The organism is Methylocella tundrae (genome assembly GCF_901905185.1).
GTDB classification, from domain to species: domain Bacteria; phylum Pseudomonadota; class Alphaproteobacteria; order Rhizobiales; family Beijerinckiaceae; genus Methylocapsa; species Methylocapsa tundrae.
Map to the genome: position 1 here is coordinate 30,787 of NZ_CABFMQ020000153.1, position 17,221 is coordinate 48,007.

Annotated in this window: 13 protein-coding genes and 1 riboswitch; of the genes, 10 read left to right on the forward strand and 3 right to left on the reverse strand. The window is 60.5% G+C overall.

The window, feature by feature from the left end; translation table 11 throughout:
- Positions 1-4 precede the first annotated feature (4 nt).
- Positions 5-1,087, reverse strand: coding sequence for a putative urea ABC transporter substrate-binding protein (locus MPC4_RS20210; protein ID WP_174514125.1), 1,083 nt, complete (start codon positions 1,085-1,087; stop codon positions 5-7).
- Positions 1,088-1,146: 59 nt separating this feature from the next.
- Positions 1,147-1,255: riboswitch (guanidine-I (ykkC/yxkD leader) on the reverse strand.
- Between the two features lie 315 nt (positions 1,256-1,570).
- Here MPC4_RS20210 and panE point away from each other — a divergent pair.
- The 3 genes from panE (at position 1,571) to MPC4_RS20225 (ending at position 4,182) form a co-directional block, all read left to right on the forward strand.
- Entirely contained in the window at positions 1,571-2,527 is a 957-nt protein-coding gene (gene panE, locus MPC4_RS20215) for a 2-dehydropantoate 2-reductase (RefSeq protein ID WP_174514126.1), read from the forward strand.
- A gap of 64 nt (positions 2,528-2,591) precedes the next feature.
- Entirely contained in the window at positions 2,592-3,479 is an 888-nt protein-coding gene (locus tag MPC4_RS20220; protein ID WP_134490495.1) for an NAD(P)-dependent oxidoreductase, read from the forward strand.
- Positions 3,480-3,522: 43 nt separating this feature from the next.
- Complete coding sequence (locus tag MPC4_RS20225; RefSeq protein WP_174514127.1) at positions 3,523-4,182, forward strand: class I SAM-dependent methyltransferase; 660 nt, start codon at positions 3,523-3,525, stop codon at positions 4,180-4,182.
- A 276-nt stretch (positions 4,183-4,458) separates the two neighbouring features.
- Here MPC4_RS20225 and MPC4_RS20230 read toward each other — a convergent pair whose 3' ends face one another.
- A complete protein-coding gene (locus MPC4_RS20230; RefSeq protein ID WP_244629132.1) occupies positions 4,459-7,038 on the reverse strand; it encodes a putative bifunctional diguanylate cyclase/phosphodiesterase in 2,580 nt (859 codons plus the stop codon).
- A gap of 396 nt (positions 7,039-7,434) precedes the next feature.
- Here MPC4_RS20230 and bfr point away from each other — a divergent pair, with 396 nt between their 5' ends.
- Positions 7,435-7,920, forward strand: coding sequence for a bacterioferritin (gene bfr / locus MPC4_RS20235; protein WP_174514128.1), 486 nt, complete (start codon positions 7,435-7,437; stop codon positions 7,918-7,920).
- A gap of 161 nt (positions 7,921-8,081) precedes the next feature.
- On the opposite strand, the gene MPC4_RS20240 is transcribed toward bfr, so the two are convergent.
- A complete protein-coding gene (locus tag MPC4_RS20240; RefSeq protein WP_174514129.1) occupies positions 8,082-10,166 on the reverse strand; it encodes a thioredoxin domain-containing protein in 2,085 nt (694 codons plus the stop codon).
- 122 nt (positions 10,167-10,288) lie between these two features.
- On the opposite strand from MPC4_RS20240, the gene mnmE reads away from it, so the two are divergent.
- From mnmE to MPC4_RS20270, 6 genes are all read left to right on the forward strand, one after another.
- On the forward strand, positions 10,289-11,605 hold the full coding sequence (gene mnmE, locus MPC4_RS20245) for a tRNA uridine-5-carboxymethylaminomethyl(34) synthesis GTPase MnmE (protein WP_174514130.1): 1,317 nt from the start codon (positions 10,289-10,291) through the stop codon (positions 11,603-11,605).
- 45 nt (positions 11,606-11,650) lie between these two features.
- Positions 11,651-13,513, forward strand: a complete 1,863-nt coding sequence (mnmG, locus tag MPC4_RS20250) for a tRNA uridine-5-carboxymethylaminomethyl(34) synthesis enzyme MnmG (RefSeq protein WP_174514131.1) — start codon at positions 11,651-11,653, stop codon at positions 13,511-13,513.
- Positions 13,510-14,193, forward strand: a complete 684-nt coding sequence (gene rsmG, locus MPC4_RS20255) for a 16S rRNA (guanine(527)-N(7))-methyltransferase RsmG (RefSeq protein WP_174514132.1) — start codon at positions 13,510-13,512, stop codon at positions 14,191-14,193. Before mnmG ends, rsmG begins: the two co-directional genes overlap by 4 nt.
- 196 nt (positions 14,194-14,389) lie before the next feature.
- Positions 14,390-15,193 carry a ParA family protein gene (locus MPC4_RS20260; RefSeq protein ID WP_134490479.1) on the forward strand — a complete coding sequence of 268 codons (804 nt, stop codon included), beginning with the start codon at positions 14,390-14,392 and terminating at the stop codon, positions 15,191-15,193.
- 15 nt (positions 15,194-15,208) lie between these two features.
- Entirely contained in the window at positions 15,209-16,093 is an 885-nt protein-coding gene (locus tag MPC4_RS20265) for a ParB/RepB/Spo0J family partition protein (RefSeq protein WP_174514133.1), read from the forward strand.
- A 606-nt stretch (positions 16,094-16,699) separates the two neighbouring features.
- The gene (locus tag MPC4_RS20270; RefSeq protein ID WP_174514134.1) at positions 16,700-17,215 is read left to right on the forward strand and encodes a copper chaperone PCu(A)C; all 516 of its coding nucleotides are present in this window, start codon (positions 16,700-16,702) and stop codon (positions 17,213-17,215) included.
- Positions 17,216-17,221: the final 6 nt, after the last annotated feature.

The following is a 17,221-nucleotide window of genomic DNA, read 5'->3' on the forward strand; positions in this document are numbered from 1 at the left end:
GCCTTCAGTTCTTGGCCGTCGCGGCGGCGTCCATATAGGTCGTCACAAAGCGTAGCCCGATCTTCTTCGGATCGCCAAGAACGCTGCCGTCGGGGAATTTGACTCCAATCACGTCAGCGCTTTTGGCGGCGTCGCCAAGCAATCCATGCGTGAAGAGAAATTCATTCACAAGCTTCATGGTCTTCGGCAGGGCGGCGCTCGTCGTAAAGGCGATGGCGTCGGCTGGCGTGTAGAACATGCGCGTCGTCTTCAGCTGCGATTCGAAACCCGCGAGATCCGTGCCGGAGGCCTTCCCCATGTCCTCCCGCGCAGCCTGCCCCGCCGGCGTTTTAGCGCTCATGATGGCGAGCGTCTCATACCAGATGCCGGCCAGCGCCTTGCCGAAATCGGGATTTTCTTCCAGCGTCTTCGTATTGGCGATTGCAAGGTCCATGATCTCGCCGGGGATCTTGCTCGAGTCGAAGACCTCGTGCGCGTCCTTGCGCTGCATGATTTCGGAGACGATCGGATTCCACGTCGTAACCGCCGTGACGTCGGGCGTCGCGAAGGCCGCCGCCATATCGGCGTCGGAGGTGTTGACGACGGTGACATCCTTTTCCGTCATGCCGATCGAGGCCAGCGCGCGATCGAGCAGGTAATGCGAGACGGAAAATTGGACGAGATTGACCTTCTGGCCTTTGATCGCCTTGAGGTCTGACTTATCCTTCAGGATGACGGCGTCATTGCCGTTCGAGAAATCACCGACGATCACGGCGGTGGAATCGACGCCGCCGACGGCCGGCGTCGCCACCGTATCCATGTTGGTGACGGTCAAGGCGTCAAAAGCGCCCGCTGTATATTGGTTGATCGACTCGGCGTAATCGTTGAATTGAACAACGTCGATCTTGATGCCGTATTTATCGGCCCATTTCTTGACGATGCCGTGATCATTCGCCCATTGCCAGGGCATCCAACCTACATAGATCGACCAGGCGAGCTTGAAGTCTTTTTTCGGCGCCGCGGAGACGGCATCCGCCGCCCCGAACAGCAAAACGGCGCCGAGACCGAGAGACGCGATTTTTGAAGCGAGATTCTTCGTAGGCAACATCCAATCCTCCACAAAAGGGGATTGGCGAGACCATTGACGCCAATCCCTGACGTCGTTTGGTCTCCCGGGCTTTTATCCCGCCGTGCCTCCAGCCGATTTCTCCCAGCTGGATTGCAGCTCTCGGACCAGCACCGCAAACTCGCGATCGGAACCCTAGCCGCCTTCCAGCGCGATCGTTGCAAGCGTGGCGCCAAGTCCGGAATTGGCCAATTATTTCGTGATAATCGAATTGATTCAATCTCCTGGATTGGCAGTCCGTAATTTTTGACGCTTGCGCCGGCCCTTTCCCTGCGCCAAAAAAATAATCAGATTGATGGAATCATGATCAGGCGGCGATGCAATCGCCGATTGCGCCGAAACAATTGATGAGGCGAGCCAAGGCGCAAGATTGTTCGCCGGCGGCGGCCGTTCTACAAAGTGCGCGGCTGGAGCGCCGGCGCCAGCGCCGCGCCGATCAAGCGTCATCCCCGAAAGGACAGAAAAATGCGCATTCTCGTGGTCGGAGCCGGCGCGATCGGCGGCTATTTCGGCGCGCGCTTGCTGAAGGCCGGCCGCGACGTCACCTTTCTCGTGCGCTCGAGGCGGGCGGCGCAGCTCGCAAAGACGGGACTCGTCGTCAAAAGTCCGCTCGGCGACATCGACATTCAAAACCCGCCGGTTATTTCCGCCGAGGCGCTGCGCGAGCCCTTCGATCTCATCATTTTGAGCTGCAAGGCCTATGATCTCGATGGCGCTATCGACTCTTTTGCGCCCGCGGTGGGGCCTGACACCGCGATCCTGCCGCTCCTCAATGGCATGCGCCATCTCGATGCGCTCGACGCGCGTTTTGGCGCGGCCCATGTGCTCGGCGGCCTTTGCGCGATCTCGACGGCGCTCGATCCCGAAGGGCGTATTCTGCATTTCGGGAATTTCCACAATCTGGCGTTTGGCGAACGCGGCTGCGTCGGCTCGAAGCAAGTGGCGGCGATCGAAACCGCCCTTCTCAATGCTGGCTTCGACGCGCGCCGCAGCGGTAAAATTTTGCAGGATATGTGGGACAAATGGGCGTTCATCGCATCGGCCGCCGGGATCACCTGCCTGATGCGCGCCGCGGCCGGCGACATCGCGGCGGCTGGAGCCTCTGACCTTGCGACATCCCTCGTCGACGAATGCGCTTCGATCGCCGCTGAAAACGGATACGGCCCGAGCGAGGCGGCGCTGGCGCGCAGCAAAACCATGTTGACGGCGCCGGGATCGGAATTTGTCGCCTCCATGCTGCGCGACGTCGAACGCGGCGCGCCGACGGAGGGCGACCATATTCTCGGCGACCTCCTGAGCCGCAAGGTCGCCGGCCAGGACCCGAAATCGCTTTTGCGCATCGCCTATGCTCATTTGAAGGCCTATGAGGCGCGCCGCGCGCGTGAGGCGGCCGCCGCCAAACCGCCGCCGACGCGATCCTGAGCCCTCCACCCATGCATCCAGGGCGCGCTCACATTTGAGCCGCGCCGGAAACCAGGAGAAATCCATGAAAATTGCATTCCTTGGCCTCGGCGGAATGGGCAGCGCCATGGTGCGCAACCTCGTCAAGGACGGCCATACGGTGGTCGCCTGGAACCGGAGCTATGAGCCGACAAAAGCGATCAACGCGCTTGGCGTCGCCATCGAACGAACGCCAGCGGAAGCCGCGAAGGAAGGCGATATTGCGATCACCATGCTCGCCGACGACGCGGCGGTCGAAGCCGTGACGCTCGGCAAGGATGGCATTATCGAAGGACTGAAAGAGGGCGCCGCTCATATCTCGATGAGCACGATTTCCGTCGCGCTGTCGGAGCGGCTGGCCAAGGCGCATGCCGAGCGTGGCCAAAACTATGCCGCCGCGCCTGTGTTCGGGCGACCCGAAGCGGCGGAAGCCGGCAAGCTCTTTATCGCGGCCGGCGGCGATGCCGAGCTTATCGACAAAATCCGCCCGGCGTTGGAGGCGATGGGCCAGCGTGTATTCGTCATGGGCGATCAGCCGGCGCAGGCCAATCTCGTCAAGCTCACGGGCAATTTTCTGATTACCTGCGTCATCGAGAGCCTTGCCGAAGCCTTCGCGCTGACCGCCAAGGGTGGCGTCGATACGGCCAAGGTTTTCGAACTGCTGACGGAGACACTGTTCGCCGCGCCGGTTTACAAGACCTATGGCGCGCTGATCCTCGACGGCAAATTCTCTCCGCCGGGATTCAAAATGCCGCTGGGGCTGAAGGATAATCGGCTGCTGCTGCAGGCGGCCGAAAAGCTCGAGGCGCCGCTGCCCTTCGCGTCCATCGTGCGGGATCGTTTTTTGGCGGCGATCGCCAATGGGGATGGCGGGCTCGACTGGTCGGCGATCGCCAAACGCGCGGCGGAAGACGCAGGGTTCGAAGTGAAGTGAGGGGGCAACGCTGCTTCATGACCGTCACCGAAAGGCAAGCGCCATGAGCGTCAGTTTAGAACAGGTCGCCGCGGGACAGGCTGTCTACACCAAACGCACGCTCGCGCTCTACGACCTTATAGTGCTTGGCATATCCAATCGCCTGATTTGGAGGTGCCCTACTCCACGGCTCCTGGAGCACTACAACAGGCACGTCACCGCCAATCATTTGGATGTTGGGGTTGGGACGGGCTATTTCCTGGACCACTGCCGATTTCCGGCGAACCAGCCACGCATCGCGTTGATGGACCTTAATGAGACGACCCTCGACTTCGCCTCTCGTCGAATCGGGCGATACAAGCCGGAGATCTATCTCCGAAATGTCCTGGAGCCGATCTCAATCGACGCGGCGAAATTCGATTCGATCGGCATGAACTATCTACTCCATTGCCTTCCGGGGACGATACTGTCGAAGTCCGCGGCCTTCGATCACCTGAAGATGTTGATGAATCCGGGCGCGATCCTCTTCGGTTCAACTTTGCTGCAAGGTGGCGTCTCCCGGAGCGGGCCTGCAAAACGGCTCATGGAGGTTTACAATCGAAAAGGTATATTTTCGAATGAGAACGATGACGCCGACGGCCTCGAACGCGCTCTTGCTCAGCGGTTTCGATCGGTCTCGATTGAAATCGTGGGCTGTGCGGCGCTATTTTCCGCACGCGCATAAGCGCCCCGCTTTACCGCCTACCTAAGGCCCGAGGTTTGGGACCACTTGCGATCACGCGCGTCGCCCGCTCTGCGATTCGCGGCGCACGCAGGCGCTCTGCAGCGCAACGCCGACAAGCGCATGCGGGAGTTTAGATCAGCTCATTCCAACTCATTGATAACATAGCATGTGTTCTTCTGTGGAATAGCGTTCCGATGGATTCGCATTCCCTTCTTTTGCGATTGTTTTCGACGCATCGTGCGGGTCCGGGAAGTCCGCAATTTTTCGGCGTCATGTTCAATGTCTGACGAGGCCTTCGCAGCTTGAGCGCGCGCCTTCATTCGCCTTCAGCATGGGCGCGATCTTGCTCGCCGGCACAGGGGGGCTGAAGTAATAGCCCTGCATTTCGGTGCAGCCTTCATTGCGCAGCCAGGCGAGTTGTTCGCCTGTTTCGACGCCTTCGGCCGTGGTCGCGATGCCAAGGCTTGACCCAAGGCCCGCGACCGCGCGCACGATCGCCATGCAATCGCCGCCATCAGACAATTCGCTGACGAAGGACCGGTCAATCTTGATCTTGTCGAATGGAAAAGCGCGCAAATAGCTGAGGCTCGAATAGCCTGTTCCGAAATCATCCATGGAGACGCTGACGCCGAGCCCGCGAAGGCGATAGAGCGTTGCAAGATTTGCTTCGCTTTCCGCCAGCAAAATGGATTCGGTGATCTCGAGCTCGAGCCGCGAGGCGGGAAGGCCGGAATTCGCGAGCGCGCTCAACACGGCGTGCGTCACATTTCCGGTCTTGAATTGAACCGAGGATAGATTGACGGCGACCTTCAAATTGGCGGGCCAGCGCGCCGCCTCGGCGCAGGCCTGACGCAACACCCATTCGCCAAGGGGCACGATCAATCCGATCTCTTCGGAAAGAGGGATGAATTCCGCCGGAGGCACTAATCCGCGCGAGGGATGATGCCAGCGCAGTAAAGCCTCAAAGCCTGTGATCGCGCCTGATTTGAGCGAGACGAGCGGCTGGTAGTAAAGTTCGAATTCGCCGGCCGCCATAGCGCGCCTCAGATCAATCTCGAGCAAACGGCGCGCCCGCACGCGCGCGTCCATCCCGGGCTCGAAGAAATGAAAGGCGCGCCGGCCTCCGTCCTTGGCGCGGTAGAGCGCCATATCGGCGTTCTTCAGCAAAAGATCCGAAGAGAGCCCGTCGCCCGGCGCCATTGCGATGCCGATGCTCGTCCCGATCTCAAGGGAATGGCCCTCGATCACAAAAGGCCGGCTCACCGCGTTGACGACATAGGACGCAAAGCTGCTCGCCTCGTCCGGGCCTGCAAGGCCGGTTCGCAAAATGCCGAATTCATCGCCGCCAAATCGAGCGACGATATCGGTCGCGCGCAAACAGATGCGGAGCCGATCCGCGACGGCGCGCAAAAGCGCGTCGCCGACCGGATGGCCGAGCGTGTCGTTGATCGCCTTGAACTGATCGAGATCGAGATAAAACAGCGCGAGCTGGCCTTGTTCGGGATCAAGGCGCGCGAGTTCCTCGTCGAGCCTTTGGCGAAACAGCGCGCGGTTCGGCAGATCGGTCAGGGCGTCGTGATGCGCCATATGCGCGAGACGCACCTCGGCGCGCTGCTTTTCGGTCACGTCGATGATGGTGACAAGATGCGCATGCCGGTCGCGAAAGATGATTGCGCGCGAATGAACGATGACGTCGAGCTGGCTCCGGTCGGATCGCATGTGGCGTCCGATCCTCTGCGCTACCGCCCCCGCGGGATCGCGGCTTGCAAAGGCGCGAACGTCGTCCCAATCCTCTTCGGGGGTCACGTCGAAAGCCGTCATCGTCAGCAAATCCTCACGCGAAAAACCCCAAAGCGCCGCGGCCGCGTCATTGACCGCGAGAAAGCGGAACGTTTCCGGATCGCAAAGCGCCGTCGGCGTCGGGCTGCCGTCAAAGAGCAGGCGGAAAGAGGTCTCTCGCGCCCTGATGTCGCTGATGTCGGTCAGCGTCACCGCGACGAGATCGCCCATCGCCGATGCGTTAACGCTGAGATGCGTATCGGCGCCGGCGTCGAGAAAGGCGTCGATTTCAAAGCGGGCGCTGCCGCCATTTTCGACCACGCCGCAGAATCTCGCGAGCGCGCCGTTTCGGCCCCCTTCGGCGAGCAGTTCGGACAGACGCCGCCCGCGCAAATCGACGCCGCCGCGCTTCAACAGTCGCGCGGCCCCATCGTTCAGGGCGACAATTTCAAAGTCGCATGCGGCCTGAGTTTCGTCACGGATGACGGCCAGCGCGACGACGCCTTCATCCGTCGCGCTGAAGATCGCATCGACGAGGCTGTATCTCTGCTCCCGCTGCTTCATATAGACTTGGCAGAGCGGCGGCCCCCAGCGATTTGATACAGGCAGGGCCAGTAGGTCGTAGCTGCGGACGAGGCCGTCGACGACGGCATGAGCCACGGTTTCCGCGGGATAGCTTTTCTTCTGGGCGCGCATGACCGCGTCATGCATCGCTCTGAGCAGACCGCTCGAACGCGGGTTGATCGCCCCCCGGCGTGAAGGTTGATCAATCCAGGCTTCAATTGTCGGTCCAGCCATGAGAATGTCGAGCTGCCCGGGCGCCGTTACGCGAATCAAAGCCGCGCTGTCGGCAAGGCGGCCGAGGCCCCCGAGCGCCAGCTCCTCGTAAGGAGGAATGACGTTCGGAGGAACAATCGCCGCGCGCCAGGCGAGATGAAGGGTTTCGATTTCAGGCGGACGCCGCGCAGTGCTCACCAGAGCGCGCCCCTGCGCCACGCGCCGGTCGCCTCGCATGTCGGCTGCGACATGCTCAACCGGCCCGCCATCGACCTCGCGTCTCGTCGCCTGCGCCGACATATATGCACTCCTTATCTGACCATAGCTGAAAGATGTCAGACGGAAATTGCCTTTGGCTTTCGCCGGCCGTTCGGATTTTAGCCTCCCCGTGGACGAATATCTCGCGCCGCAATCATATCCCGCAGTTCAACTAACCGGATTTCGCGCAGGTAAAGTTTGTCACATTTTTTCCTTGCCACTGCCTCAGGGGAAGAAATCTTCGCCGGAGCCGCCGGCCAATTGATCCATCGCAAAGTGTTCAAGGTCATTCTCATTCAAATCGCTTGCATTGCCGAGGCCAGGGTTTATTTTAGAACCTGTCTTGTTCAGTCAATCGTCGCTAGCCCAAATAGAGGCGCATTGATTCCATCATGGGCGCGAGCCACGTCTTAGGAATCGTTCGAGGAGTACTTCACTATGAAGGGTGACGACAGGGTCATCGACTATCTCAATCGCAGCCTGCGCAGCGAATTGACCGCGATAAATCAATACTGGCTGCATTTTCGTATCCTTGATAATTGGGGTTTCAAGGATCTTGCAAAGCAATGGCGCGAGGAATCGATCGAGGAGATGCGTCATGCCGATAAGATCACGGCGCGCATTCTTTTCCTCGAAGGTTTCCCGAATATGCAGGTGCTGGATCCCCTGCGCATAGGACAGACGGTCGAGGAAATTCTGAGCTGCGATCTCGCCGCGGAACTCGCCGCGCGCGCGCTTTATACGGAGGCCGCCGAATACGCCATCACCGTGCACGACCGGGTGACGAAGGAATTATATGACGAGCTTCTGAAAGACGAAGAGCATCATATCGACTTTCTCGAGACCCAGCAGGAATTGATCCGCCAGGTCGGCGTTCAGCTCTATAGCCAGAAGCATATCGGCAAATTGTCCGAAGATCTTTAGGGCGTCCTCAGTCCGCTTTGGCGTCGTGATCCCGAAAAGAAAGAGAGTTTTTGGGATCACCAGCCCGATGATCAGGTTCTAGAGCGCTTTCCGATCGAATGGAGTCATTCGATCGATCAGAAATCACTCCAGATTCAAAAGCTTGAGCATATTCTTGTCGATCAGATCGAACCGATCCGATCGGAATATGCTCTAAGCAGCCGCAATAGGGTTTCGGCGTCGCGCGCCGGCGCGGAACAGGCCCCTTCGGCACAGACGAAAGCCGCCGCCTCACCCGCCATTTGCGCCTGCGCGTGCGCCGGATGTCCGGCCGGCAAATCCTCCGCCCGCTCGATGTCCATGACGATGCGATCGCTGAACGGCGTCGAAAGCGCAATCTCATACAGGGTCGCGCGCGCTGGCCCCACTGTCGCGATCTCCTTCACGCGCAAGCGCAAATCGAGCGCATTCAGGATGCCCGCGTGGCCGACGACATTCGCGCCCAGTGCCGGCGCCACGGCCTCGAACAGTCTATCCGCCCGCGCAAGCCATTTTTCGTCTCCGGTCAGCCCGGCGAGGCGGACGAGGGCCGACAGAAAAACCGGATGGGCATTGGGAATGGCGTCGTCCGCCGTCGGCGAAAGGCGCAAAATCACATCGCCTGCGTCTTTCGCCGCCATGCATATCAGTCCCGTTTTCGCATCGACATGATATGCGTCGAGCGCCTCCGCCCAGCCGATGGCGTCGGCGAGATAATCGCGGCTTTGGATGGAGGCTCCCCGAAGGTTGCGCGCTTCATGCAGCGCCAAAGCCGCCTGGATCATCGCGGCGTGATCGAGCGCGAGGCCCGGAGTGACGAGGACACCGGCGCGCCAGCTGTGGGCGAGGCGTTTTTTCTCCTCCTGGTCAATATACTCCATCGTCAATGTGATGAATTCATAGGCCCGCGCGGCAAGGGCAATCCACTCGGGCCTATGCAGAAGCGTCGCCGCATGGACAAGGGCGGCGATCATCAATCCATTCCAGTCGGCCATGATCTTGTCGTCAAGACCTGGATGGACGCGCCGTTCGCGCGACTCAAACAGAATTTGCCGCAGAGGCGCCAGCCGCGCTTCCTCCTCGGCGCTCGGGCGCACCGACTCGAGCCGGTTCAAAATCGTGACGCCGCCGGGATAATGAGCGTCGGCCCAATTGCCGATCGGGGAGGCATTATAAAACCTGCCAAAAAAGCGGGCGTCCTCAAGGCCGAGGAGCGAGACGATCTCGTCCCATGTCCAGACATAGAATTTGCCCTCGATGCCTTCGCTGTCGGCGTCGAGGCTCGCGCAGAACGCGCCGCCTGCGTGGGTCATTTCGCGTTCGACCCAGCCGACCGTCTCCGCCGCCCTGGCGGAGAATAGATCATCGCCGAATTCGTGATGACAGAGCGCCAGACACTCGAGAATCTGCGCATTGTCGTAGAGCATTTTCTCGAAATGCGGCACGAGCCAGCGCTCATCCGTAGAGTAACGCGCGAATCCGCCGCCAAGATGGTCATAGACGCCGCCTTCCGACATATGTTCGAGCGTCAGCCGCACAGCCTCGCGATAAGGCGCCTCATTGAGCCGCGCGCCGGCGCGCCACAGCAATTCAAGAATCGGCGTATTCGGAAATTTCGGCGCGCCATTGAGACCGCCGTCGGCCTTATCCATGGCGCCCAAAACATGCGGCGCGATCTGATTTATGTTGTCTAGCGTCAACTCAAAGCCTTGCGAGCTCGCGGCTTCCGACTTCGATAATCGGCGGCGCACAACGCCGACATTTCTTGCAATCCGCTCGGGGTCGGCGTGAAACGCATGCGCAACCGTGCGCAGGACGGTGACGAAAGCCGGCCGGCCATATTGCTCGTTTTTGGGAAAATAGGTTCCGCCCCAAAAGGGCTCGCCCTTTGGCGTCAGGAACATCGTCAGCGGCCAGCCGCCGCGTTCGCCAAAGGCCTGCAAAGCCTGCATATAGATGTGGTCGATATCGGGCCTTTCCTCGCGATCGACCTTGATATTCACGAAAAGTTCGTTCATCACCGCGGCTGTCGCCTCGTCCTCAAAGCTCTCATGCGCCATGACATGACACCAGTGGCAGGCGGCATAACCGACGGACAGCAATATCGGTTTATTTTCCGCCTGCGCCTCTCGCAGCGCCGTTTCAGTCCACATTTTCCAGTGCACGGGGTTTTCGGCATGCTGCAGCAGATAGGGGCTCGCGGCATTCGAGAGTTCGTTTGCTGACATGGCTAGCTGGTTTCTTTCGACAGAAGCGGAATTATGCGACAAAAGACCTTTTAAAACAGACAAATATGACGCAAGGATCGGGGCCCACAAATGTCCGCAAAAAGAGCGAAATCTGTGCCGGAATGAGTACGGACACGATTTACGCCGTCAGCTCCGGCACAGGACGCGCGGCGATCGCAGTCGTGCGCCTATCGGGCACGGCGACGCGGGCCATTGTCAAGTCGATCGTTCGCCGGCTGCCGCCGCCCCGCACGGCAATTCTCGCCACGCTAAGGGATCCCGCGACGCAGGCGGATATCGATTCCGGGCTGGTTCTATTTTTCCCGGCGCCGCGCAGCTTCACCGGCGAAGACTGCGCAGAGTTCCACATTCACGGCGGCCGCGCCGTGGTCGCAGGGCTCCTCGGCGCGCTCGGCGGCATTGACGGAGTCCGCGCAGCGGAGCCCGGAGAATTTACACGCCGCGCTCTGTTAAATAGCAAGCTCGATCTGGCCCAGGTCGAGGGCATCGGCGATCTCATCGAAGCTGAAACCGAATGGCAACGCCGTCAGGCCATGCGGCAAATGCAGGGGGGCCTCAGCCGCCAGACGGCGCAATGGCGATCCGCCCTGCTCGAAGCCTCCGCTCTCGTCGAAGCTGAAATCGACTTTTCCGACGAAGGAGACGTCCCGGAGGCCTTGAGCCGTCGCGTCAGCGGCGTCGTGCGGCCGGTACACGATGCCCTGCGCGCGGAACTCGCCGCCGCCAAATCAAGCGAACGGATTCGCGAGGGCGTCGTGATCGTGATTTCCGGACCGCCCAACGCCGGCAAGTCGACGCTTCTCAACGCGCTGGCGCGACGCGACGCCGCCATCGTCTCGCATGAGGCGGGCACGACCCGCGACGCTATCGAGGTCCAGCTCGATCTTGCTGGCTATGCCGTGACGTTGATCGACACAGCCGGGCTGCGCGAGAGCGCCGATATGGTTGAGCAGATCGGCGTCGCGAGAGCGCTCGAGAAAGCCCAAAACGCCGATCTCGTCCTCTGGCTCAGCGAAGCCGATGGGCCGGCGGCGCCGGACGAGAGGCTGGGCGCAGCTGAGGTCTGGCGGATCTTCACCAAAGCGGATCTTGTCGTAAACAAAGATGCTGAACGCGGTCTTTTTATCAGCGCGGAGACGGGCGAGAATCTTGATCTATTGCTCGATAGACTGACGCAGCGCGCCGCCCAATTGAGCGGCGAGGGCCATGCGGGGTTGATCACGCGAGAGCGGCACCGCAAGGCGTTCGCCGCCGCCGTGGACGCTTTGGCGCGGATCGACGCCGATCCGCAAGCGCCCATCGAGTTTCTGGCTGAAGATCTTCGCGCCGCGCTCTTCGCGCTGGAGAGACTTATCGGGCGCGTTGATGTAGAAGATATACTCGGTGATATATTTTCACGCTTTTGCATTGGGAAATAGGCGTGGATATGTTTCACGTGAAACAGTTTTCGGAGAACCGCTCGAATGAGCGACGCATTTGACGTCATCGTCGGCGGCGGCGGCCATGCCGGATGCGAGGCCGCCGCCGCATCAGCGCGCATGGGCGCAAAAACCGCCCTCCTGACACACGCTCAGGCGACGATAGGAACCATGTCTTGCAACCCCGCCATTGGCGGGCTTGGCAAAGGCCATCTGGTGCGCGAAATCGACGCGCTCGACGGGCTGATGGGCAAAGTCGCGGACGCCGCCGGCATCCAGTTTCGCATGCTAAACCGCGCCAAGGGTCCCGCTGTGCGAGGCCCCCGCGCGCAAGCCGACCGTCGTCTCTACCGCAAAGCGATGCAGGAAGCGATTGCGGACATCGAGAATCTCACGGTGGTCGAGGGCGAAGCGGCCGATCTCATCCTGAAAGATGGGCGCATCGCAGGCCTCATCACCAGCAGCGGACGCGCCCTTGCCTGCGGGGCCCTCGTCATCACGACAGGAACCTTTCTTCGCGGGATCATTCATCGAGGCGCCACGACGGTTCCGGCTGGACGAATCGGCGAGACGCCAGCGATCCGCCTGGGCGAAACGCTCGAAAGCATGAACTTTCGCATGGGCAGGCTGAAAACGGGCACGCCGCCGCGGCTCGACGGAAATACCATAGATTGGGCAGATCTCGAGCGTCAGAGCGCGGATCCAGAACCGGAGCCCTTTTCGTTCCTCACCCAGACCATCACAAACCCTCAGATTGACTGCTTCATTACGCAAACGACCCGCGAAGGACATGCGGTCATCCTTGGGAATTTGCAACATTCTCCTGTTTATTCCGGCGCCATCAGCGGGCTTGGTCCACGCTATTGCCCCTCGATCGAAGACAAGGTGGTGCGCTTCAGCGAACGCGATTCGCATCAGATCTTTCTGGAGCCGGAAGGCCTCGACGACAGGACGATCTACCCCAACGGAATCTCGACAGCCTTGCCGGAGGACATTCAACGCCTTTTTCTGCGAACAATCCCCGGGCTCGCTCGGGTCGAGATCCTGCAGGCGGGATATGCGATCGAATATGATTTCGTCGACCCACGAGGCCTGAAAGCGAGCCTCGAGACAAAAAAAGTTCCGGGCCTTTTCCTCGCGGGCCAAATCAATGGCACGACCGGTTATGAGGAAGCGGCGGCGCAAGGCGTCGTCGCGGGTTTGAACGCGGCCGCTCTCGCTGGCGGTCTGCCCGCGATCACCTTCGAGCGATCAGAGGCCTATATCGGCGTCATGATCGACGATCTCATCAATCGTGGCGTCACTGAGCCCTATCGAATGTTTACCTCCCGCGCCGAATATCGCTTGTCTTTGCGGGCTGATAATGCGGACCAGAGGCTCACGCATCGCGGCGCGGGGTTTGGCTGCATAGGCTTCGACCGGCGCCGCGCCTTCGCGGCAAAAAGCGCGGCCCTATGCGATGCGCGCGACGTTTTGCTCAGTTTTGCTCTCAGCCCGAATGAGGCAGCGCGGCATGGTCTAAAAATCAACCACGACGGTGTGCGGCGCACCGCATTCGACCTGCTGGCCCTGCCCGATGTCTCGATCGCGACCTTGCGAGGCGTCTGGCCGGAGCTTGGCGAGATAGACGCCAAGACCGCGCAGCAGATCGAGATCGACGCCAAATATGCCGTCTATCTCGATCGGCAGGCCCGGGACATTGAAGCCGCGCAGCGCGATGAGGCGCTGCTGATCCCTGAGGATCTTGATTACTCTTTGCTGAAGGGGCTTTCCAACGAGATTCGCGCTCGGCTCGATCTGATCCGGCCCCGCACCATGGCGCAGGCGAGCCGCATCGAAGGCATGACGCCCGCCGCGATGACGCTTTTGGCCTCAAAGGTCCGCCGCGCCGGCGCGGTGGCAAGTTGAGGCAGGCGCAACCGCCAGGCGGCGAGGACGCGGCAAAGCGGCGAGCCGCTCATTCGCACCCACTTCTCTCCGGACTTTCGAGCAAGACGCTGGAGCGTCTGGCAATTTATGAGGCCTTGCTCAGAAAATGGCAGCGCGTCATCAACCTGGTCGGAGAGACAACGCTCGACGACATCTGGATCCGGCACTTTGCCGATTCGCTCCAGGTCGCGGCGGCGGCGCCCGACGCGCGGCGCTGGGTGGATCTCGGCTCCGGCGGCGGATTTCCTGGCCTTGTCACGGCTATCCGGCACGCCGACGATCCGCGCGCCAGCGTCCACCTCATCGAGTCGGATCAGCGTAAATGCGCTTTCCTTCGCGAAGTTTCACGTGAAACAGGCGCTCCCACGGTCATTCATTCCGGGCGGATCGAGGCGGTCGCGCCGCACATCGCGACGGTCGTCGACGCCGTCAGCGCGCGCGCGCTTGCTCCTTTGCCGACGCTCCTGAGCTACGCGGGAAAATTTATCGAAAATGGCGCGATCGGCGTATTTTCCAAGGGACAACAGGCCGAAGCAGAATTGACCGACTCAGGGGTCGCGGATACATATTTAATCACGACCCTGGCAAGCCAGACATCTTCGTCCGCTCGCATCATCATTGTCAAACGACGCCCTGAGCCATTGTCGTCGCCGCGCTGAGGATTTACACGCAGAGGCGTTTCTTTGCGCAGGGCCATGACGCGCCCGGATGCAGGCCCAGACTCGGCTGATTCTCTCTATGTGGTTGTTTTAACTCATGATTTTATCAGACAAGTCAGGCAGCTTCCTAAAATCGCGCGCGCGAGTCGCTTCGCCCTCTGAGCCGCAGCCAGAAAAAACGCCGCTACCGGCGGAAATGAGAGTGCTGGTGATCGCCAATCAAAAAGGCGGCGTGGGTAAAACGACCACGGCGATCAATCTCGGCACGGCGCTCGCCGCCATCGGCGAAAATGTTTTGATCATCGACCTCGATCCGCAAGGAAACGCATCGACGGGCCTCGGCATTGAACGCCGCAACCGGCGGCTTTCCACCTATGACGTGATGCTTGGCGAAGAGTCGCTAAGGGCAGTCCTTCAGCCGACAGCCGTGCCGCGCCTCACTGTCGCGCCGTCGACGCTTGATCTCCTCGGCGTCGAGCTCGAAATCTCCGGGCGGAAAGATCGCGCCTATTATCTGAAAAATGCCGTTCAAACCCTGGCGGAAGACCAAAAGCGCGGGCCCGAGGCTGAACGCTTCACCTATGTGCTGATCGATTGCCCGCCCTCTTTGAACCTTTTGACGATGAACGCCATGACAGCGGCGCATAGCGTCGTCGTGCCTCTGCAATGCGAATTTTTTGCGCTCGAGGGCCTCTCGCAGCTTCTCGCCACGGTCGATCAGGTGCGAACAACCCTCAATCCCGCCCTCAGCATCCACGGAATCGTTCTGACCATGTTCGATTCGCGCAATAGTCTTGCAGCGCAGGTCGTGGCGGATGTGCGCAGTTTCATGGGCGATAAGGTCTATGACACGGTCATTCCCCGCAATGTCCGCGTTTCCGAGGCCCCGTCGCATGGCAAGCCCGTGCTGCTCTACGATCTGAAATGCACCGGCAGTCAGGCCTATCTGAAACTTGCGTCAGAAGTCATCCAGCGCGAGCGCCTCTACCGCGCCGCCTGATTTTTAGGAACGAAGATGATGAAATCGTCCAAATCGGCTGACGAACTCCGGCCCCGTCTCGGGCGCGGCCTTGCCGCCCTCATCGGCGACAGCGAGGATCAAGCCCACGCCCGCGCCCGCGGACAAAAGAAGGTTCCGATCGAATTTCTTCGCCCCAATCCACGCAATCCACGCAAGTGTTTTGATGAGGCCGAGCTCGACGATCTCGCAGCCTCGGTCAAGGAGAAGGGCATTATCCAGCCAATCCTCGCGCGCCCGGCGCCAGGACTCGTCGACGCCTATGAAATCATAGCCGGGGAGCGGCGCTGGCGAGCGGCGCAACGGGCGGGCCTGCACGAGGCGCCGATCATCGTGGTGGAAGCCGACGACCAGCAGGCGCTCGAACTCGCCATCATCGAAAATGTTCAACGCAGCGATCTGAACGCTCTCGAAGAAGCCTCAGGCTATGATCGCCTCAGCGCCGAATTCAACTATTCGCAAGGCGACCTCGCAAAAGTCATCGGCAAGAGCCGCAGCCATGTCGCCAATACGTTGCGGCTGCTGAAGCTCCCCGAAAAGTGCAAACGCCTGCTTGGAGAGGGTCTGATCACGGCAGGCCATGCGCGCGCCTTGCTTGGCGTCGCCGATCCCGACGCCCTCGCGGAACGGATTGTGGCGCAGGGTCTCTCGGTGCGCGACGTCGAGCGCATCGTGCAGGAGGCGGGCGACGCGGAGCGCCCCGCCCCGCGTAAACCCAAGGAAAAAGACGCCAACACACGATCGCTCGAAACCGCGCTCACGAGCGGACTTGGCCTCAAGGTCACGATCACCGGCAAAGGTGAGAAAGGTGAGCTTCGCATCGCTTATCGAACTCTTGAGCAACTCGATTTCCTCTGCCAGCGAATTCAGCCATCATCATGAGCGGCGACGCCTCGCACCGCAGTAGCCCGGCGCTTTAACCGGCCCGTCCGGGAGCTTTCCGCCAGACGAAGCCAGGATCAGTCGCCGACGGACGGCGGCTCGAGTCCCGGCGCGAAAAGCCCCATTCCAACCCTTTTCCCTCGCAAACTTATCGGCCCCCGGGCGGGAGGGGGATCGGCTCAACGCTAGACCTTGATGCCGACAGTTGCAGACATTTCGGACCCACATCATACGTTAAAACAAAGCCTTAAAGAGCGGAATGCGATGCCCCTCAGACCCATTCTGCTGTAACGGATTGCCGAGCAAAGCCTTCACAAGCCCTTTAACCATCCCGAAAATAGGACCTGCCAAGGCCGGTTCATCGTTTTTCGGCGGCGGCGACGCTTTTTCGCCTTCAACCCAGCGTCCGCACTGAATCGCCCCACGCACCCCTTTGCACAGCAGTGTTCCGACGCATCGTCACCGGAGCGTCCGAAGCATCGTCGCGATAGCTGCCAACGCTGCGCGGTTGACAGGGTGATAAACTTTTATTACCACCGTATTCAAATATAAAATACTTTACCGAATGATGCGCCTGTAATGCAAGTTGGCCACAACAACGCCGTAATGGCGTCTAGAGCTGAGCGTTCGAACACTCAGTCTGGCGAGGCGTCCTCCCCCAACGAGTTGCCATCGTCGCTCCGTCCCATCGCGACCGCGGCGCTCGCGTGGCTCGCCGGATCCGCTCCGGCGCCGCTGCATGCCGACCCCCAAAGCCTCACGGTCACGCACGCCTGGACCGAGTCGCGAATGGAAGTCCCGGCTGACGCTCCGCTCTACATGACCATCACCAATGCCGGGGACAGCGATGATCAGTTGCTGCGTGTCCATTGCCCCGTTGCCAATTTTACCGAGAAACGCACGATCGACCAGGGCGAGGGCGCGCCCGCTTCGCGCGAAATCAAGTCGATTCCGATTGCCGCCCACGGCACCGTCGTCCTCACCGCGAACACCTTTCACGTGATGCTCCTGAAGACGACGCAAAAGCTTGAAAGCGGAACGCGTTTTACGTGCTCCGCCGCCTTCAAGAACGCCGGCAAGATCGACATTGAAGTCAGCGTCGAGCCGCGTAGCAACTCTTGAGAAGGT